The sequence below is a fragment of the Photorhabdus hindustanensis genome (assembly GCF_002968995.1).
GTDB lineage: Bacteria > Pseudomonadota > Gammaproteobacteria > Enterobacterales > Enterobacteriaceae > Photorhabdus > Photorhabdus akhurstii.
Window position 1 is genome coordinate 1 of sequence record NZ_PUWT01000033.1, and the last position, 14,153, is coordinate 14,153.

Annotated in this window: 28 protein-coding genes; all 28 read left to right on the forward strand. The window is 45.7% G+C overall.

Annotated features, from left to right (window positions below; genetic code table 11):
• A partial coding sequence (locus tag C6H66_RS13220) for an elongation factor Tu (protein WP_105395842.1) occupies positions 1-815 on the forward strand: 815 nt, incomplete at its 5' end.
• Between the two features lie 670 nt (positions 816-1,485).
• Positions 1,486-1,680 carry a bacterioferritin-associated ferredoxin gene (gene bfd / locus C6H66_RS13225; RefSeq protein WP_046393852.1) on the forward strand — a complete coding sequence of 65 codons (195 nt, stop codon included), beginning with the start codon at positions 1,486-1,488 and terminating at the stop codon, positions 1,678-1,680.
• A gap of 76 nt (positions 1,681-1,756) precedes the next feature.
• Complete coding sequence (gene bfr / locus C6H66_RS13230) at positions 1,757-2,233, forward strand: bacterioferritin (protein WP_036814877.1); 477 nt, start codon at positions 1,757-1,759, stop codon at positions 2,231-2,233.
• Positions 2,234-2,532: 299 nt separating this feature from the next.
• Entirely contained in the window at positions 2,533-2,844 is a 312-nt protein-coding gene (gene rpsJ / locus C6H66_RS13235) for a 30S ribosomal protein S10 (protein ID WP_001181005.1), read from the forward strand.
• 32 nt (positions 2,845-2,876) lie between these two features.
• Positions 2,877-3,506, forward strand: coding sequence for a 50S ribosomal protein L3 (gene rplC / locus C6H66_RS13240; protein WP_046395676.1), 630 nt, complete (start codon positions 2,877-2,879; stop codon positions 3,504-3,506).
• A gap of 16 nt (positions 3,507-3,522) precedes the next feature.
• The gene (gene rplD, locus C6H66_RS13245) at positions 3,523-4,128 is read left to right on the forward strand and encodes a 50S ribosomal protein L4 (RefSeq protein ID WP_036814875.1); all 606 of its coding nucleotides are present in this window, start codon (positions 3,523-3,525) and stop codon (positions 4,126-4,128) included.
• Positions 4,125-4,427, forward strand: a complete 303-nt coding sequence (gene rplW / locus C6H66_RS13250; RefSeq protein ID WP_021322796.1) for a 50S ribosomal protein L23 — start codon at positions 4,125-4,127, stop codon at positions 4,425-4,427. The genes rplD and rplW overlap by 4 nt, the downstream gene beginning before the upstream one ends.
• 19 nt (positions 4,428-4,446) lie before the next feature.
• Positions 4,447-5,271 (forward strand): 50S ribosomal protein L2, encoded by an 825-nt coding sequence (rplB, locus tag C6H66_RS13255; RefSeq protein ID WP_036781895.1) that lies wholly within the window; start codon positions 4,447-4,449, stop codon positions 5,269-5,271.
• 14 nt (positions 5,272-5,285) lie between these two features.
• Entirely contained in the window at positions 5,286-5,564 is a 279-nt protein-coding gene (rpsS, locus tag C6H66_RS13260) for a 30S ribosomal protein S19 (protein WP_011148791.1), read from the forward strand.
• Positions 5,565-5,578: 14 nt separating this feature from the next.
• Entirely contained in the window at positions 5,579-5,911 is a 333-nt protein-coding gene (gene rplV, locus C6H66_RS13265; RefSeq protein ID WP_011148790.1) for a 50S ribosomal protein L22, read from the forward strand.
• Positions 5,912-5,928: 17 nt separating this feature from the next.
• A complete protein-coding gene (rpsC, locus tag C6H66_RS13270) occupies positions 5,929-6,630 on the forward strand; it encodes a 30S ribosomal protein S3 (protein ID WP_015836279.1) in 702 nt (233 codons plus the stop codon).
• 12 nt (positions 6,631-6,642) lie between these two features.
• Positions 6,643-7,053 (forward strand): 50S ribosomal protein L16, encoded by a 411-nt coding sequence (rplP, locus tag C6H66_RS13275; protein ID WP_011148788.1) that lies wholly within the window; start codon positions 6,643-6,645, stop codon positions 7,051-7,053.
• Positions 7,053-7,244 (forward strand): 50S ribosomal protein L29, encoded by a 192-nt coding sequence (gene rpmC, locus C6H66_RS13280; protein ID WP_010847484.1) that lies wholly within the window; start codon positions 7,053-7,055, stop codon positions 7,242-7,244. Before rplP ends, rpmC begins: the two co-directional genes overlap by 1 nt.
• Positions 7,244-7,498 (forward strand): 30S ribosomal protein S17, encoded by a 255-nt coding sequence (gene rpsQ, locus C6H66_RS13285; RefSeq protein WP_011148786.1) that lies wholly within the window; start codon positions 7,244-7,246, stop codon positions 7,496-7,498. The genes rpmC and rpsQ overlap by 1 nt, the downstream gene beginning before the upstream one ends.
• Positions 7,499-7,677: 179 nt before the next feature.
• Positions 7,678-8,049: a 50S ribosomal protein L14 gene (gene rplN / locus C6H66_RS13290; protein ID WP_036781889.1), complete on the forward strand. Its 372-nt coding sequence runs from the start codon at positions 7,678-7,680 to the stop codon at positions 8,047-8,049.
• Between the two features lie 10 nt (positions 8,050-8,059).
• On the forward strand, positions 8,060-8,374 hold the full coding sequence (gene rplX, locus C6H66_RS13295) for a 50S ribosomal protein L24 (RefSeq protein ID WP_036781887.1): 315 nt from the start codon (positions 8,060-8,062) through the stop codon (positions 8,372-8,374).
• Between the two features lie 14 nt (positions 8,375-8,388).
• A complete protein-coding gene (gene rplE / locus C6H66_RS13300) occupies positions 8,389-8,928 on the forward strand; it encodes a 50S ribosomal protein L5 (RefSeq protein ID WP_011148783.1) in 540 nt (179 codons plus the stop codon).
• Between the two features lie 12 nt (positions 8,929-8,940).
• Positions 8,941-9,246 (forward strand): 30S ribosomal protein S14, encoded by a 306-nt coding sequence (gene rpsN, locus C6H66_RS13305; protein ID WP_036781885.1) that lies wholly within the window; start codon positions 8,941-8,943, stop codon positions 9,244-9,246.
• A 33-nt stretch (positions 9,247-9,279) separates the two neighbouring features.
• Positions 9,280-9,672: a 30S ribosomal protein S8 gene (rpsH, locus tag C6H66_RS13310; protein WP_011148781.1), complete on the forward strand. Its 393-nt coding sequence runs from the start codon at positions 9,280-9,282 to the stop codon at positions 9,670-9,672.
• Positions 9,673-9,686: 14 nt separating this feature from the next.
• Entirely contained in the window at positions 9,687-10,220 is a 534-nt protein-coding gene (rplF, locus tag C6H66_RS13315) for a 50S ribosomal protein L6 (protein WP_036781883.1), read from the forward strand.
• 9 nt (positions 10,221-10,229) lie between these two features.
• Positions 10,230-10,583 (forward strand): 50S ribosomal protein L18, encoded by a 354-nt coding sequence (gene rplR / locus C6H66_RS13320; RefSeq protein ID WP_011148779.1) that lies wholly within the window; start codon positions 10,230-10,232, stop codon positions 10,581-10,583.
• A 14-nt stretch (positions 10,584-10,597) separates the two neighbouring features.
• On the forward strand, positions 10,598-11,098 hold the full coding sequence (rpsE, locus tag C6H66_RS13325; RefSeq protein ID WP_036781881.1) for a 30S ribosomal protein S5: 501 nt from the start codon (positions 10,598-10,600) through the stop codon (positions 11,096-11,098).
• Positions 11,099-11,103: 5 nt separating this feature from the next.
• Positions 11,104-11,283 carry a 50S ribosomal protein L30 gene (rpmD, locus tag C6H66_RS13330; protein WP_036781914.1) on the forward strand — a complete coding sequence of 60 codons (180 nt, stop codon included), beginning with the start codon at positions 11,104-11,106 and terminating at the stop codon, positions 11,281-11,283.
• 3 nt (positions 11,284-11,286) lie between these two features.
• Positions 11,287-11,721 carry a 50S ribosomal protein L15 gene (gene rplO, locus C6H66_RS13335; RefSeq protein WP_036781879.1) on the forward strand — a complete coding sequence of 145 codons (435 nt, stop codon included), beginning with the start codon at positions 11,287-11,289 and terminating at the stop codon, positions 11,719-11,721.
• 7 nt (positions 11,722-11,728) lie between these two features.
• A complete protein-coding gene (secY, locus tag C6H66_RS13340; RefSeq protein ID WP_011148775.1) occupies positions 11,729-13,060 on the forward strand; it encodes a preprotein translocase subunit SecY in 1,332 nt (443 codons plus the stop codon).
• Positions 13,061-13,092: 32 nt separating this feature from the next.
• Positions 13,093-13,209: a 50S ribosomal protein L36 gene (gene rpmJ, locus C6H66_RS13345; protein ID WP_002227352.1), complete on the forward strand. Its 117-nt coding sequence runs from the start codon at positions 13,093-13,095 to the stop codon at positions 13,207-13,209.
• A gap of 149 nt (positions 13,210-13,358) precedes the next feature.
• Positions 13,359-13,715 (forward strand): 30S ribosomal protein S13, encoded by a 357-nt coding sequence (rpsM, locus tag C6H66_RS13350; RefSeq protein WP_011148774.1) that lies wholly within the window; start codon positions 13,359-13,361, stop codon positions 13,713-13,715.
• A 15-nt stretch (positions 13,716-13,730) separates the two neighbouring features.
• The gene (gene rpsK / locus C6H66_RS13355; RefSeq protein WP_002919257.1) at positions 13,731-14,120 is read left to right on the forward strand and encodes a 30S ribosomal protein S11; all 390 of its coding nucleotides are present in this window, start codon (positions 13,731-13,733) and stop codon (positions 14,118-14,120) included.
• Positions 14,121-14,153: the final 33 nt, after the last annotated feature.

The window sequence follows — 14,153 nt, forward strand, 5'->3', positions numbered from 1 at the left end:
GTCAGGTAGGCGTTCCTTACATCATCGTATTCCTGAACAAATGTGACATGGTAGACGACGAAGAGCTGCTGGAACTGGTTGAGATGGAAGTGCGTGAGTTGCTGTCTCAGTACGATTTCCCAGGCGACGACACTCCGGTTATCCGTGGTTCTGCGCTGAAAGCGCTGGAAGGCGATGCCGAGTGGGAAAGCAAAATCCTGGAGCTGGCAGAAGCGCTGGACAGCTACATCCCAGAACCCGAGCGTGCAATCGACCAGCCATTCCTGCTGCCAATCGAAGACGTATTCTCGATTTCAGGCCGTGGTACCGTGGTAACCGGTCGTGTAGAGCGCGGTATTGTTAAAGTGGGTGAAGAAGTTGAAATCGTGGGTATCAAAGACACAACGAAAACCACGTGTACTGGCGTAGAAATGTTCCGCAAACTGCTGGACGAAGGCCGTGCGGGTGAGAACGTGGGCGTTCTGCTGCGTGGTACCAAACGTGACGAAATCGAACGTGGTCAGGTACTGGCAAAACCGGGTTCAATCAAGCCACACACCACTTTCGAATCAGAAGTTTATATTCTGAGCAAAGACGAAGGCGGCCGTCATACGCCATTCTTCAAAGGCTACCGTCCACAGTTCTACTTCCGTACAACTGACGTAACCGGCACAATCGAGCTGCCAGAAGGCGTGGAAATGGTGATGCCAGGTGATAACATTCAGATGAAAGTTACCCTGATTGCGCCAATCGCAATGGACCAGGGTCTGCGCTTCGCTATCCGTGAAGGCGGCCGTACTGTAGGTGCTGGTGTTGTTGCTAAAATTATTGCTTAATAGCTAAGAATTAAGTACCTAACTTTAGGACAGGTTTGTATTCTGACTTGTTTTAGGACAGACACTTGGTTGTGTTACACTAGGTGTCTGTTAGTTAGTGTTTTAATTGATATCACCTTTCCTTAAATTCCCTGTATGAACCATCCCATTCGGTTATCTCTTAGTGTCTTAAGTTTTTATTTCGGCTGCTTGTTCCTAGTGGTGTTATCGTTATCTGGCTGTTCTGCTAGGGTATTCTTAGAGTATATATTCATCATTCATCTGTAGAATACGTTAGCGGTAACTAACCCCCCACCTCGTGATTTTCCCGAATAAGCATTTGTCTTCAAACTTAGATGAGTCATCTTTTCTTTTATATACAGGTAGTAATATTTGACTCATGTTTGTTCTGCATCTGTTGGTATGCCCTAACGAAAGGAGGGGATACCAACGAAGAGAGTTGCTGATGTAGGAGATAGTTTTTAGGATGGAATAAGTTTAAGAAAGTTCCTGATAGGGATAAAAGTCTTTTTAGTCAAAGTATTACAGAAATGAGGGAACTACTTCCATTTGACGAAGCTAAAGGATATTTGGAAGAACCTGAATCAGAAAATTAAAATGCGAATGATTATTGAAATGAGACTCATTATTATTTAATATGCGCTATAATGTGTACCAGAGAGTGTTATTTATGTATGTCTGCCTATGTAATGCGGTGAGTGACAAAACAATACGTAACGCGGTGCGTCAACATCATATTCACTCTATTAGAGAACTAAAACGTATTGTGCCTGTAGGCCGTGATTGTGGCAAATGCATACGCCAAGCCCGAGAGCTAATTAATGAGGAAATTGCACAGCTACCTAAGATAGATAACGTTGCTTGATAAAAAAGAGATAAGTTTACTACTACTCTGCTGAATAGGTACTACACTTTAAGTACTGGAAGCGGAGGAGTAAACTATGAAAGGTGATAAAAAAATGATTGCTCATTTGAACAAACTTCTTGGAAATGAGCTTGTTGCAATTAATCAATATTTTCTACATGCCCGGATGTTCAAAAACTGGGGCCTTACCCGCCTGAATGATAAGGAATATCATGAATCTATCGATGAAATGAAGCATGCTGATAGGTACATTGAACGTATCCTTTTTCTTGAAGGAATTCCTAATTTGCAGGATCTAGGAAAACTTAACATCGGAGAAGATATCGAAGAAATGCTCAAATCTGACTTGCAGCTCGAATTGCAGGGAGCTAGAGATTTGAAAGAAGCGATTGCTTATGCTGATTCGATTCATGACTATGTTAGCCGTGATTTGATGATCGATGTCCTAGATGAAGAAGAAGAACACATTGATTGGTTGGAAACTCAATTTGAATTAATTGAACGTATGGGGATTCAAAATTACACTCAAGCACAAATCCTTGAAGGAGAATAGGTACGAAAAAATGCCCTATCTGTTGTTCAGTTAGGGCATCTTGTTTCATGCTCCTTTGACTCTATTCCGGACAAATCTTCATCTGTATCTTGCTTTGTTAATTGATTTGCGTATAATATGCGGTCTTACTTACGTGTAAGTCTGGTTTGATAACCAGTGAATGTGCAGTATTGCTTTGCTGCCATTTAAAATACTCCCGATAGGGGGGTTATATATTGAACGATTACACTCTCCCGTCAATCGAAATGGGTACGAGGAGTAATTATTTACGTTTATAAAATAGTTGGAGCTCTGGTCTCATGCAGAACCAAAGAATCCGTATTCGCCTGAAAGCATTTGATCATCGTTTGATCGATCAATCAACTGCGGAAATTGTCGAGACCGCTAAGCGTACTGGTGCGCAGGTGCGTGGTCCTATCCCGCTGCCGACTCGTAAAGAGCGTTTTACCGTTCTGATTTCTCCGCATGTTAATAAAGATGCGCGTGATCAGTACGAAATTCGCACTCATAAGCGTCTGGTTGACATCGTTGAGCCAACCGAGAAAACCGTTGATGCTCTGATGCGTCTGGATCTGGCTGCCGGTGTAGACGTGCAGATCAGCCTGGGTTAATCAGGTCATTGAACGATTGAGAGGTTGAAACAATGATTGGTTTAGTCGGTAAAAAAGTGGGTATGACTCGTATCTTCACTGAAGATGGCGTTTCTATCCCTGTAACTGTTATCGAAATTGAAGATAACCGTGTGACTCAGGTTAAAGATCTGGGTAGTGATGGTTATCGTGCAATTCAGGTTACTACTGGTAGCAAAAAAGCTAACCGTATAAACAAACCTGAAGCAGGTCATTTCGCTAAAGCTGGTGTTGAAGCTGGCCGTATCCTGCGTGAATTCCGTCTGTCTGAAGGCGAAGAATATGCTGTAGGTCAAAGTATTAGCGTTGAGATTTTCGCTGACGTTAAGAAAGTCGACGTTACTGGTACATCTAAAGGTAAAGGTTTTGCTGGTACTGTTAAGCGCTGGAACTTCCGTACCCAAGATGCTAGCCACGGTAACTCTTTGTCTCATCGTGTCCCGGGTTCTATCGGTCAGAACCAAACTCCGGGCAAGGTATTTAAAGGCAAGAAAATGGCAGGCCAACTGGGTAATGAACGTGTAACTGTTCAAAGCCTAGATGTAGTACGTGTTGACGCTGAGCGCAACCTGCTGCTGGTCAAAGGTGCTGTTCCAGGTGCAACTGGCGGCAACCTGATCGTAAAACCGGCTGTCAAGGCGTAACGTCGAGGAGATAGGAATGGAATTGGTAATGAAAGACGCGCAAGGCGCGCTGACTGTTTCCGAAACTACCTTCGGGCGTGATTTCAATGAAGCGCTTGTGCATCAAGTAGTTGTTGCTTACGCAGCTGGTGCACGTCAAGGTACTCGTGCTCAGAAAACCCGTGCTGAAGTTTCTGGTTCAGGTAAGAAACCATGGCGTCAGAAAGGCACTGGCCGTGCACGTTCTGGTTCTATTAAGAGTCCAATTTGGCGCTCTGGTGGTGTAACTTTTGCAGCTAAACCACAGGACCACAGTCAAAAAGTTAATAAGAAAATGTACCGTGGTGCTTTAAAGAGCATCCTGTCTGAACTGGTACGTCAAGATCGTTTGATCGTTGTCGAGAAGTTTTCTGTAGAAGCTCCTAAAACCAAGCTTCTGGTTCAGAAACTGAAAGATATGGCTCTGGAAGATGTGCTGATTATCACTCATGAAGTTGATGAGAATTTATTCTTAGCAGCTCGCAACCTGTACAAGGTTGATGTTCGTGATGTAGCTGGTATTGATCCAGTTAGCTTAATCGCCTTCGATAAAGTGGTTATGACTGCTGATGCTGTGAAGCAAGTTGAGGAGATGCTGGCATGATCCGTGAAGAACGTCTGCTGAAAGTACTGCGCGCGCCGCACGTATCTGAAAAAGCTTCTACAGCGATGGAAAAGAGCAACACCATCGTTCTCAAAGTTGCGAAAGACGCGACTAAAGCAGAAATCAAAGCTGCTGTGCAGAAACTGTTTGAAGTCGAAGTTGAAGGTGTTAACACTTTGCTGGTTAAAGGCAAAACTAAACGTCACGGTCAGCGTATTGGTCGTCGTAGCGACTGGAAAAAAGCTTACGTCACACTGAAGGAAGGCCAGAATATGGACTTCATCGGTGGTGCAGAGTAAGTCGGAGGAGTAAAGAACAATGGCAATTGTTAAATGTAAACCTACGTCTCCGGGCCGTCGCCACGTTGTTAAAGTGGTTAACCCTGAGCTGCATAAGGGTAAACCTTATGCTCCATTGCTGGAAAAAAGCAGCAAAACCGGTGGTCGTAACAACAATGGCCGTATTACCACTCGTCATATTGGTGGTGGCCACAAGCAGCACTATCGTTTGATTGACTTTAAACGTAATAAAGATGGTATCCCTGCTGTAGTTGAGCGTTTGGAATATGATCCAAACCGTTCAGCGAATATCGCCCTGGTTCTGTATAAAGATGGTGAACGTCGTTATATCCTTGCACCTAAAGGTCTGAAAGCTGGTGATCAAATCCAATCTGGTGCTGATGCAGCTATCAAAACTGGTAACGCATTGCCAATGCGCAATATCCCTGTTGGTTCTACCGTACATAACGTAGAAATGAAGCCGGGTAAAGGTGGTCAGTTGGCTCGTTCTGCTGGTGCATACGTTCAGATCGTTGCTCGTGACGGTTCTTATGTAACTTTGCGTCTGCGTTCTGGTGAAATGCGTAAAGTTCTGTCTGATTGCCGCGCCACTTTAGGTGAAGTTGGCAATGCAGAACATATGCTACGCGTTCTGGGTAAAGCTGGTGCAAGTCGCTGGCGTGGCATTCGTCCTACCGTTCGTGGTACGGCGATGAACCCGGTAGATCACCCACATGGTGGTGGTGAAGGTCGTAACTTTGGTAAACATCCTGTAACTCCTTGGGGTGTTCAAACTAAAGGTAAGAAGACCCGTAGTAATAAACGTACTGATCAGTTCATCGTACGTCGCCGTACTAAAAAATAATTAGAGGATAAACCATGCCACGTTCTCTCAAGAAAGGTCCATTTATTGACCTGCACTTGCTGAAGAAGGTAGAGAAAGCGGTGGAAAGCGGAGACAAAAAGCCTATCAAGACTTGGTCCCGTCGTTCAACGATCTTTCCTAACATGATCGGTTTGACCATCGCTGTCCATAATGGTCGTCAGCATGTACCAGTTTTTGTTTCCGACGAAATGGTTGGTCATAAACTAGGTGAATTCGCGCCGACCCGTACTTATCGCGGCCATGCGGCCGATAAAAAGGCTAAAAAGCGCTAAGGTAGGAGGAAGAGATGGAAACTATCGCTAAACATCGCCACGCTCGTTCTTCTGCTCAGAAGGTTCGCCTCGTAGCTGACCTGATTCGCGGTAAGAAAGTGTCGCAAGCTCTGGAAACTCTGACCTATACCAATAAGAAAGCTGCTGGTTTAGTGAAGAAAGTACTTGAGTCTGCTATTGCTAATGCAGAACACAACGATGGTGCTGACATTGATGATCTGAAGGTCACGAAGATTTTCGTAGACGAAGGCCCGACCATGAAGCGTATTATGCCTCGTGCAAAAGGTCGTGCAGATCGCATCCTGAAGCGCAGCAGCCACATTACTGTGGTTGTGTCCGATCGCTGAGACTCTGGAGACTAGCAATGGGTCAGAAAGTACATCCTAATGGTATTCGCCTGGGTATTGTCAAACCTTGGAACTCTACCTGGTATGCGAATACTAAAGAATTCGCTGACAACCTAGACAGCGATTTTAAAGTTCGCCAGTACTTGAATAAAGAACTGGCAAAAGCGTCTATTTCACGCATTGTTATTGAACGTCCTGCTAAAAGTATTCGTGTAACTATTCACACTGCTCGCCCAGGTATTGTAATCGGTAAGAAAGGTGAAGACGTAGAAAAACTGCGTAAAACTGTAGCGGAAATCGCTGGTGTTCCTGCGCAAATTAATATCTCTGAAGTGCGTAAGCCTGAACTGGACGCGAAACTGGTTGCTGACAGTATTACTTCACAGCTAGAACGTCGTGTTATGTTCCGTCGCGCTATGAAGCGCGCAGTCCAGAATGCGATGCGTTTGGGCGCTAAAGGCATTAAAGTGGAAGTCAGTGGCCGTTTAGGCGGTGCTGAAATCGCGCGTACTGAATGGTATCGTGAAGGTCGTGTACCGTTGCACACACTGCGTGCAGATATCGACTATAACACTTCAGAAGCGCACACCACTTATGGTGTACTCGGCGTTAAGGTATGGATCTTCAAAGGTGAGATCTTGGGTGGTATGGCTGCTGTTGAACAGGCGGAAAAACCGGCTGCACAACCGAAAAAGCAGCAGCGTAAAGGCCGCAAGTAAGGAGAGTCGCTGATGTTACAACCAAAGCGTACGAAATTCCGTAAAATGCACAAAGGCCGTAACCGTGGCCTGGCAGCAGGTGCGGATGTTAGCTTCGGCACTTTCGGTCTGAAAGCTGTGGGCCGTGGCCGTCTGACGGCACGTCAGATTGAAGCGGCACGTCGTGCTATGACTCGTGCAATTAAACGTCAAGGTAAAATCTGGATACGTGTATTTCCAGATAAACCTATCACTGAAAAGCCACTCGAAGTGCGTATGGGTAAAGGTAAAGGTAACGTAGAATATTGGGTTGCCTTGATCCAGCCTGGTAAAGTCCTTTATGAAATGGACGGTGTGCCTGAAGAGCTGGCTCGTGAAGCATTCAAGCTGGCAGCAGCGAAACTGCCTATCAAGACCACCTTTGTAACTAAGACGGTGATGTAATGAAAGCACAAGAGCTGCGCGAAAAAAGCGTTGAAGAGCTGAACACTGAGCTGCTGAATTTGCTGCGTGAACAATTTAACCTGCGCATGCAGGCTGCAAGTGGCCAGCTACAACAGTCTCATCTGTTGAAACAAGTGCGTCGTAATATCGCACGCGTTAAGACTTTATTGACTGAGAAGGCGGGTGCGTAATGACCGATAAAATCCGTACTCTGCAAGGTCGTGTTGTAAGTGACAAAATGGAGAAATCTATTGTTGTTGCTATTGAGCGTAAGGTGAAACACCCTCTGTATGGTAAATTCATCAAACGTACGACTAAACTGCATGTACATGACGAGAACAATGAATGTGGCATTGGTGATGTGGTGGAAATCCGCGAAACCCGTCCACTGTCCAAAACTAAATCTTGGACTTTAGTTCGCGTTGTAGAGAAAGCGATTCTGTAAGCTGGCTCGAATAGAGTAAACGGCTCAGGCGATGAGCCGTTTATTTTTTCTATCTATATCTGAGATGTGGTGTTATAATGCCGCGCCCTCGTGATATGGGGTATCTGAACGGCCTCTTCATACTAAATTATAGTAGTGAAGTGGGCTCAGTAGTAGTTGACATTTAGCGGAGCACTAAAATGATCCAAGAACAGACTATGCTGAACGTGGCCGACAACTCCGGTGCACGTCGCGTAATGTGTATCAAGGTTCTGGGTGGCTCGCACCGTCGCTATGCACACGTCGGCGACATCATAAAAGTCACCATTAAGGAAGCAATTCCTCGTGGTAAAGTGAAAAAAGGTGATGTCCTGAAAGCGGTAGTGGTGCGCACCAAGAAGGGTGTTCGTCGCCCTGACGGTTCTGTCATTCGCTTCGATGGCAATGCTTGCGTGTTGTTAAACAACACAAGTGAGCAAGTTATCGGTACGCGTATTTTTGGGCCGGTAACTCGTGAACTTCGTAATGAAAAGTTCATGAAAATTATCTCCCTGGCACCAGAAGTACTCTAAGGAGCGGACAATGGCAGCGAAAATCCGTCGTGATGACGAAGTTATCGTGTTGACCGGAAAAGATAAAGGTAAGCGCGGTAAAGTAAAACAGGTTCTTTCTACTGGGAAAGTCATTGTTGAAGGTATCAACTTGGTTAAAAAACATCAGAAGCCTGTTCCGGCTCTGAACCAACCAGGTGGCATCGTTGAAAAAGAAGCTGCAATCCAGGTTTCAAACGTTGCGATCTTCAATGCGGCAACCGGTAAGGCTGACCGTGTAGGTTTTAGATTTGAAGACGGAAAAAAAGTTCGTTTCTTTAAATCTAACAGCGAAACTATCAAGTAATTTGGAGTAATACGATGGCGAAACTGCATGATTACTACAAAGACGAGGTAGTCCAAAAACTGATGACTCAGTTTGGCTACAATTCTGTCATGCAAGTCCCTCGGGTCGAGAAGATCACCCTGAACATGGGTGTTGGTGAAGCGATCGCTGATAAGAAACTGCTGGATAATGCAGCAGCGGATCTGGCAGCAATTTCTGGTCAAAAACCATTAATCACCAAAGCACGCAAATCAGTTGCAGGCTTCAAAATCCGTCAGGGCTATCCAATCGGCTGTAAAGTGACCCTGCGTGGTGAACGTATGTGGGAGTTTCTTGAGCGCCTGATTTCTATTGCTGTACCTCGTATTCGTGACTTCCGTGGTTTGTCTGCGAAGTCATTTGATGGTCGTGGCAATTACAGCATGGGTGTACGTGAGCAAATCATCTTCCCTGAAATCGATTACGATAAAGTGGATCGTGTTCGTGGTCTGGATATTACTATCACCACAACTGCGAAATCTGATGATGAAGGCCGCGCACTTTTGGCTGCTTTTAACTTCCCGTTCCGCAAGTAAGGCAGGGTATTCATGGCTAAGCAATCAATGAAAGCACGTGATGTAAAACGTGCGAAATTAGCTGAAAAATTCTTCACTAAACGTGTGGAATTGAGAGCTATCATTTCTGATGTGAATGCATCTGATGAAGAGCGTTGGAATGCTGTTCTCAAGCTGCAAACACTGCCACGTGATTCCAGCCCTTCTCGTCAGCGTAACCGCTGCCGCCAAACTGGTCGTCCGCATGCGTTTTTGCGGAAGTTTGGGTTGAGCCGAATTAAAGTCCGTGAAGCCGCCATGCGCGGTGAAATTCCGGGCCTTAAAAAGGCTAGCTGGTAATTGTCACCAATTGAATCACGGGAGTAAAGACAGATGAGCATGCAAGATCCCATCGCGGATATGCTGACCCGTATCCGTAACGGTCAGGCCGCGAATAAAGTTGCGGTCACCATGCCTTCCTCCAAGCTGAAAGTGGCAATTGCCAAAGTGCTGAAGGAAGAAGGTTATATTGAAGATTATAAAATTGAAGGCGACACCAAGCCAGAACTGGAATTAGTACTGAAATACTTCCAAGGTAAGGCTGTTGTAGAAAGTATTCAGCGTGTAAGCCGCCCAAGTCTGCGCATCTATAAGAAAAAAGATGAGCTGCCACAAGTTATGGCTGGCTTGGGTATCGCTGTTGTTTCTACCTCTAAAGGTGTAATGACTGATCGTGCAGCTCGCCAAGCTGGTCTTGGTGGCGAGATTCTCTGCTACGTAGCTTAATTCGGGAGGAAAGAATGTCTCGTGTTGCAAAAGCACCCGTCGTTATTCCTGCCGGCGTAGAGGTAAAACTCGACGGTCAGGTTATTTCGATTAAGGGTAAAAACGGCGAGCTAAGTCGTACAATCCACAGCGCAGTTGAAGTTAAGCATGCAGATAATCAACTGACCTTCGCTCCACGCGATGGTTATGTTGGTGGTTGGGCACAGGCGGGTACAACTCGTTCTTTGCTGAATGCTATGGTTATCGGTGTTACCGAAGGCTTCACTAAGAAGCTTCAACTGGTAGGTGTTGGTTATCGTGCAGTAGTCAAAGGCAATGTTGTCAACATGTCTCTGGGCTTCTCACATCCAGTTGACCACGAACTGCCAGCAGGCATTACTGCAGAATGTCCGTCACAAACTGAAATCGTACTAAAGGGTGCTGATAAACAGGTAATCGGTCAGGTTGCGGCAGAACTGCGTGCCTATCGTCGTCCTGAGCCTTATAAAGGTAAGGGTGTTCGTTACGCCGACGAAGTCGTGCGTATCAAAGAGGCTAAGAAGAAGTAAGGTAACACTATGGATAAGAAAGCAGCTCGTATCCGTCGTGCGACCCGCGCACGCCGCAAGCTCCAGGAACTGGGTGCAACTCGCCTGGTGGTACATCGTACCCCTCGCCATATTTATGCGCAGGTTATCGCACCAAACGGTTCTGAAACTTTGGTGGCAGCTTCTACTACAGAAAAAGCTATCAATGAGCAACTGAAATACACTGGAAATAAAGAAGCAGCAGCAGCAGTTGGCAAAGCAATTGCTGAACGTGCGTTGGAAAAAGGTATTAAAGATGTATCCTTTGACCGCTCTGGTTTCCAATATCATGGTCGAGTCCAGGCACTGGCAGATGCTGCCCGTGAAGCTGGCCTTCAGTTCTAAGGTAGAGGTGTAAGATGGCTCACATCGAAAAACAAGCTGGCGAACTGCAGGAAAAGCTGATTGCGGTAAATCGCGTATCTAAAACCGTAAAAGGTGGCCGGATTTTCAGCTTTACCGCACTAACTGTTGTAGGTGATGGTAATGGTCGCGTTGGTTTTGGCTACGGCAAAGCACGCGAAGTTCCGGCAGCAATCCAGAAAGCGATGGAAAAAGCCCGTCGCAATATGAAAACCGTCGCACTGAACAGCGGCACTTTGTATCACCCAGTAAAAGGTGCACACACTGGTTCCCGTGTGTTCATGCAGCCTGCTCACGAAGGTACTGGTATCATCGCAGGCGGTGCTATGCGTGCTGTTTTGGAAGTGGCTGGTGTTCATAACGTACTGGCTAAAACCTATGGTTCCACTAACCCTATTAATGTGGTTCGTGCAACTCTGGATGCTTTAGACAGTATGAAGTCTCCAGAAATGGTCGCCGCTAAGCGTGGTAAATCCGTCGAAGAAATTCTGGGGTAATGACCATGGCTAAGACTATTAAAATAACACAGATTCGCAGTTCAATCGGCCGTCTGCCTAAGCATAAGGCAACTTTGGTTGGTTTAGGTCTGCGCCGTATCGGTCATACAGTAGAGCGTGAAGATACTCCTGCTATACGTGGTATGATCAACTTGGTTTCCTATATGGTTAAAGTTGAGGAGTAACAGATGCGCTTAAATACTCTGTCTCCGGCTGAAGGTTCCAAGCATGCGCCTAAACGTGTAGGTCGTGGTATTGGTTCTGGCTTGGGTAAAACCGGTGGCCGTGGTCACAAAGGCCAGAAGTCTCGTTCTGGCGGTGGCGTACGCCGTGGTTTTGAAGGTGGTCAGATGCCTTTGTACCGTCGTTTGCCAAAATTTGGTTTTACTTCACGTAAGGCGATGGTTACAGCAGAAGTTCGTTTATCTGATTTTGCTGCCGTTGAAGGCGATATTATTGATCTGAACGCATTGAAAGCCGCTAATATTGTTGGCACTCAAATTGAATTCGCGAAAGTTATTCTTTCTGGTGAAATCAATCGTGTAGTAACTGTGCGTGGCCTTCGTGTTACTAAAGGCGCTCGTGCTGCAATTGAAGCTGCTGGCGGTAAAATTGAGGAATAAGTAACAGATGGCTAAACAACCAGGATTAGATTTTCAAAGTGCTAAAGGTGGACTAGGCGAGCTGAAACGTAGGCTGTTGTTTGTTATTGGCGCGTTAATTGTTTTCCGCATTGGTTCTTTTATTCCTATCCCTGGTATTGATGCCACTGTGCTTGCCAAATTGCTCGAACAGCAAAGGGGCACCATCATTGAAATGTTTAACATGTTCTCTGGTGGTGCTTTAAGTCGTGCTTCTATCTTTGCACTGGGGATAATGCCGTATATTTCTGCGTCTATTATTATTCAGTTGTTGACGGTGGTTCATCCAACGTTGGCGGAGATTAAGAAGGAAGGGGAAGCTGGTCGTCGTAAGATTAGCCAGTATACTCGCTATGGTACTTTAGTGCTGGCTATATTCCAGTCAATCGGTATTGCTACTGGTTTGCCAAATATGCCAGGAATGCAAGGACTGGTGATCAATCCAGGATTTGCTTTCTACTTCACGGCTGTTGTGAGCCTGGTTACTGGGACTATGTTCCTAATGTGGTTGGGTGAGCAGATTACTGAGCGTGGTATTGGAAACGGTATCTCTATCATAATCTTTGCTGGTATTGTTGCGGGTTTGCCGCCGGCCATTGGCCATACCATCGAGCAAGCTCGGCAAGGCGATCTGCACTTCCTCCTGTTGCTGTTGGTTGCAGTGTTAGTGTTTGCAGTAACTTTCTTCGTTGTTTTCATGGAGCGTGGCCAACGACGTATCGTTGTTAACTATGCGAAACGTCAACAAGGTCGCCGAGTTTATGCTGCACAGAGCACACATTTACCGTTGAAAGTGAACATGGCTGGAGTTATCCCTGCAATTTTTGCTTCCAGCATTATTCTGTTCCCTGGTACCATAGCTTCTTGGTTCGGGGGAGGAACTGGTTGGAACTGGCTGACTACTATTTCAATGTACTTGCAGCCTGGGCAACCTCTTTATGTGTTACTCTACGCGTCTGCAATCATCTTCTTCTGTTTTTTCTATACCGCGTTGGTTTTCAACCCGAGAGAAACAGCAGATAACCTGAAGAAGTCCGGTGCATTTGTACCAGGAATTCGTCCGGGAGAGCAAACAGCCAAGTACATTGATAAAGTAATGACGCGCCTAACTTTAGTTGGTGCGATGTATATTACTTTTATCTGCTTAATCCCGGAGTTCATGCGTGATGCGATGAAGGTGCCATTTTATTTTGGCGGTACTTCGCTACTTATCGTAGTTGTAGTCATCATGGACTTTATGGCTCAAGTGCAAACTCTGATGATGTCAAGTCAGTATGAGTCTGCATTGAAGAAGGCAAATCTTAAAGGTTATAACCGTTAATTGGTTTGCTTGAGAAGTTACGGAGAGTAAAAATGAAAGTTCGTGCTTCCGTCAAGAAATTATGTCGCAACTGCAAAATCGTTAAGCGTAACGGTGTCGTTCGTGTGATTTGTAGTGCAGAGCCTAAGCATAAACAACGCCAAGGCTAATAAAATAGCATATTTTTCTTGCAAAGTCGGTTTGAGCTGGCTAAATTAGCCAGCCAATCTTTTTTATGTCACAGCAACACTGTTTGAGTATCCTGAAAACGGGCTTTTCAGAATGGTGTTGCGGTAAATAAATAACTTAGGAGTGCATAGTGGCCCGTATAGCAGGCATTAACATTCCTGATCAGAAGCATACCGTGATCGCTTTAACATCGATTTACGGAATTGGTAAAACTCGCTCCCAAGCTATTTGTGCTGCGGCGGGTATTGCTGAACATGTTAAGATCAGTGAGCTGTCTGAAGAGCAAATTGATAAGCTGCGTGACGAAGTTGCTAAATACGTTGTAGAAGGCGATTTGCGTCGTGAAGTAACCCTGAGCATCAAACGTCTGATGGATCTTGGTACTTATCGTGGTTTACGTCACCGTCGTGGTCTACCTGTTCGCGGCCAGCGTACTAAGACCAATGCACGTACCCGTAAGGGTCCACGTAAGCCGATCAAGAAATAATCGGGGTATTGTATAATGGCAAAAGCACCTATTCGTGCACGTAAGCGTGTAAGAAAGCAAGTCTCTGATGGTGTGGCTCATATCCATGCTTCTTTCAACAACACAATCGTGACCATTACTGACCGTCAGGGTAACGCTCTGGGTTGGGCAACTGCCGGTGGTTCCGGTTTCCGTGGTTCTCGTAAATCTACTCCGTTTGCCGCTCAGGTTGCAGCAGAGCGTTGCGCCGAAGCAGTGAAAGAATACGGAATTAAGAACCTGGAAGTTATGGTTAAGGGACCTGGTCCTGGCCGCGAGTCAACTATTCGAGCGTTAAATGCGGCAGGTTTCCGCATTACTAACATTACTGATGTGACTCCGATCCCTCATAACGGTTGTCGTCCACCTAAAAAACGTCGCGTTTAATAGCGTTTACTTTTTAGGTTCGATTGGAGAAAG

Excerpts from the sequence above, each read along its gene's own strand:
- rplX (WP_036781887.1), top strand. The coding sequence starts at position 8,060 with ATGGCAGCGAAAATCCGTCGTGATGACGAAGTTATCGTGTTGACCGGA.
- rpsJ (WP_001181005.1), top strand. The coding sequence starts at position 2,533 with ATGCAGAACCAAAGAATCCGTATTCGCCTGAAAGCATTTGATCATCGT.
- rpmC (WP_010847484.1), top strand. The coding sequence starts at position 7,053 with ATGAAAGCACAAGAGCTGCGCGAAAAAAGCGTTGAAGAGCTGAACACT.
- rplR (WP_011148779.1), top strand. The coding sequence starts at position 10,230 with ATGGATAAGAAAGCAGCTCGTATCCGTCGTGCGACCCGCGCACGCCGC.
- rplP (WP_011148788.1), top strand. The coding sequence starts at position 6,643 with ATGTTACAACCAAAGCGTACGAAATTCCGTAAAATGCACAAAGGCCGT.
- rpsK (WP_002919257.1), top strand. The coding sequence starts at position 13,731 with ATGGCAAAAGCACCTATTCGTGCACGTAAGCGTGTAAGAAAGCAAGTC.
- secY (WP_011148775.1), top strand. The coding sequence starts at position 11,729 with ATGGCTAAACAACCAGGATTAGATTTTCAAAGTGCTAAAGGTGGACTA.
- rplO (WP_036781879.1), top strand. The coding sequence starts at position 11,287 with ATGCGCTTAAATACTCTGTCTCCGGCTGAAGGTTCCAAGCATGCGCCT.
- rplE (WP_011148783.1), top strand. The coding sequence starts at position 8,389 with ATGGCGAAACTGCATGATTACTACAAAGACGAGGTAGTCCAAAAACTG.
- rpmJ (WP_002227352.1), top strand. The coding sequence starts at position 13,093 with ATGAAAGTTCGTGCTTCCGTCAAGAAATTATGTCGCAACTGCAAAATC.
- rpmD (WP_036781914.1), top strand. The coding sequence starts at position 11,104 with ATGGCTAAGACTATTAAAATAACACAGATTCGCAGTTCAATCGGCCGT.
- bfd (WP_046393852.1), top strand. The coding sequence starts at position 1,486 with ATGTATGTCTGCCTATGTAATGCGGTGAGTGACAAAACAATACGTAAC.
- bfr (WP_036814877.1), top strand. The coding sequence starts at position 1,757 with ATGAAAGGTGATAAAAAAATGATTGCTCATTTGAACAAACTTCTTGGA.
- rplC (WP_046395676.1), top strand. The coding sequence starts at position 2,877 with ATGATTGGTTTAGTCGGTAAAAAAGTGGGTATGACTCGTATCTTCACT.
- rpsE (WP_036781881.1), top strand. The coding sequence starts at position 10,598 with ATGGCTCACATCGAAAAACAAGCTGGCGAACTGCAGGAAAAGCTGATT.
- rpsC (WP_015836279.1), top strand. The coding sequence starts at position 5,929 with ATGGGTCAGAAAGTACATCCTAATGGTATTCGCCTGGGTATTGTCAAA.
- rplF (WP_036781883.1), top strand. The coding sequence starts at position 9,687 with ATGTCTCGTGTTGCAAAAGCACCCGTCGTTATTCCTGCCGGCGTAGAG.
- rplW (WP_021322796.1), top strand. The coding sequence starts at position 4,125 with ATGATCCGTGAAGAACGTCTGCTGAAAGTACTGCGCGCGCCGCACGTA.
- rplN (WP_036781889.1), top strand. The coding sequence starts at position 7,678 with ATGATCCAAGAACAGACTATGCTGAACGTGGCCGACAACTCCGGTGCA.
- rpsN (WP_036781885.1), top strand. The coding sequence starts at position 8,941 with ATGGCTAAGCAATCAATGAAAGCACGTGATGTAAAACGTGCGAAATTA.
- rplV (WP_011148790.1), top strand. The coding sequence starts at position 5,579 with ATGGAAACTATCGCTAAACATCGCCACGCTCGTTCTTCTGCTCAGAAG.
- rplD (WP_036814875.1), top strand. The coding sequence starts at position 3,523 with ATGGAATTGGTAATGAAAGACGCGCAAGGCGCGCTGACTGTTTCCGAA.
- rplB (WP_036781895.1), top strand. The coding sequence starts at position 4,447 with ATGGCAATTGTTAAATGTAAACCTACGTCTCCGGGCCGTCGCCACGTT.
- rpsH (WP_011148781.1), top strand. The coding sequence starts at position 9,280 with ATGAGCATGCAAGATCCCATCGCGGATATGCTGACCCGTATCCGTAAC.
- rpsS (WP_011148791.1), top strand. The coding sequence starts at position 5,286 with ATGCCACGTTCTCTCAAGAAAGGTCCATTTATTGACCTGCACTTGCTG.
- rpsQ (WP_011148786.1), top strand. The coding sequence starts at position 7,244 with ATGACCGATAAAATCCGTACTCTGCAAGGTCGTGTTGTAAGTGACAAA.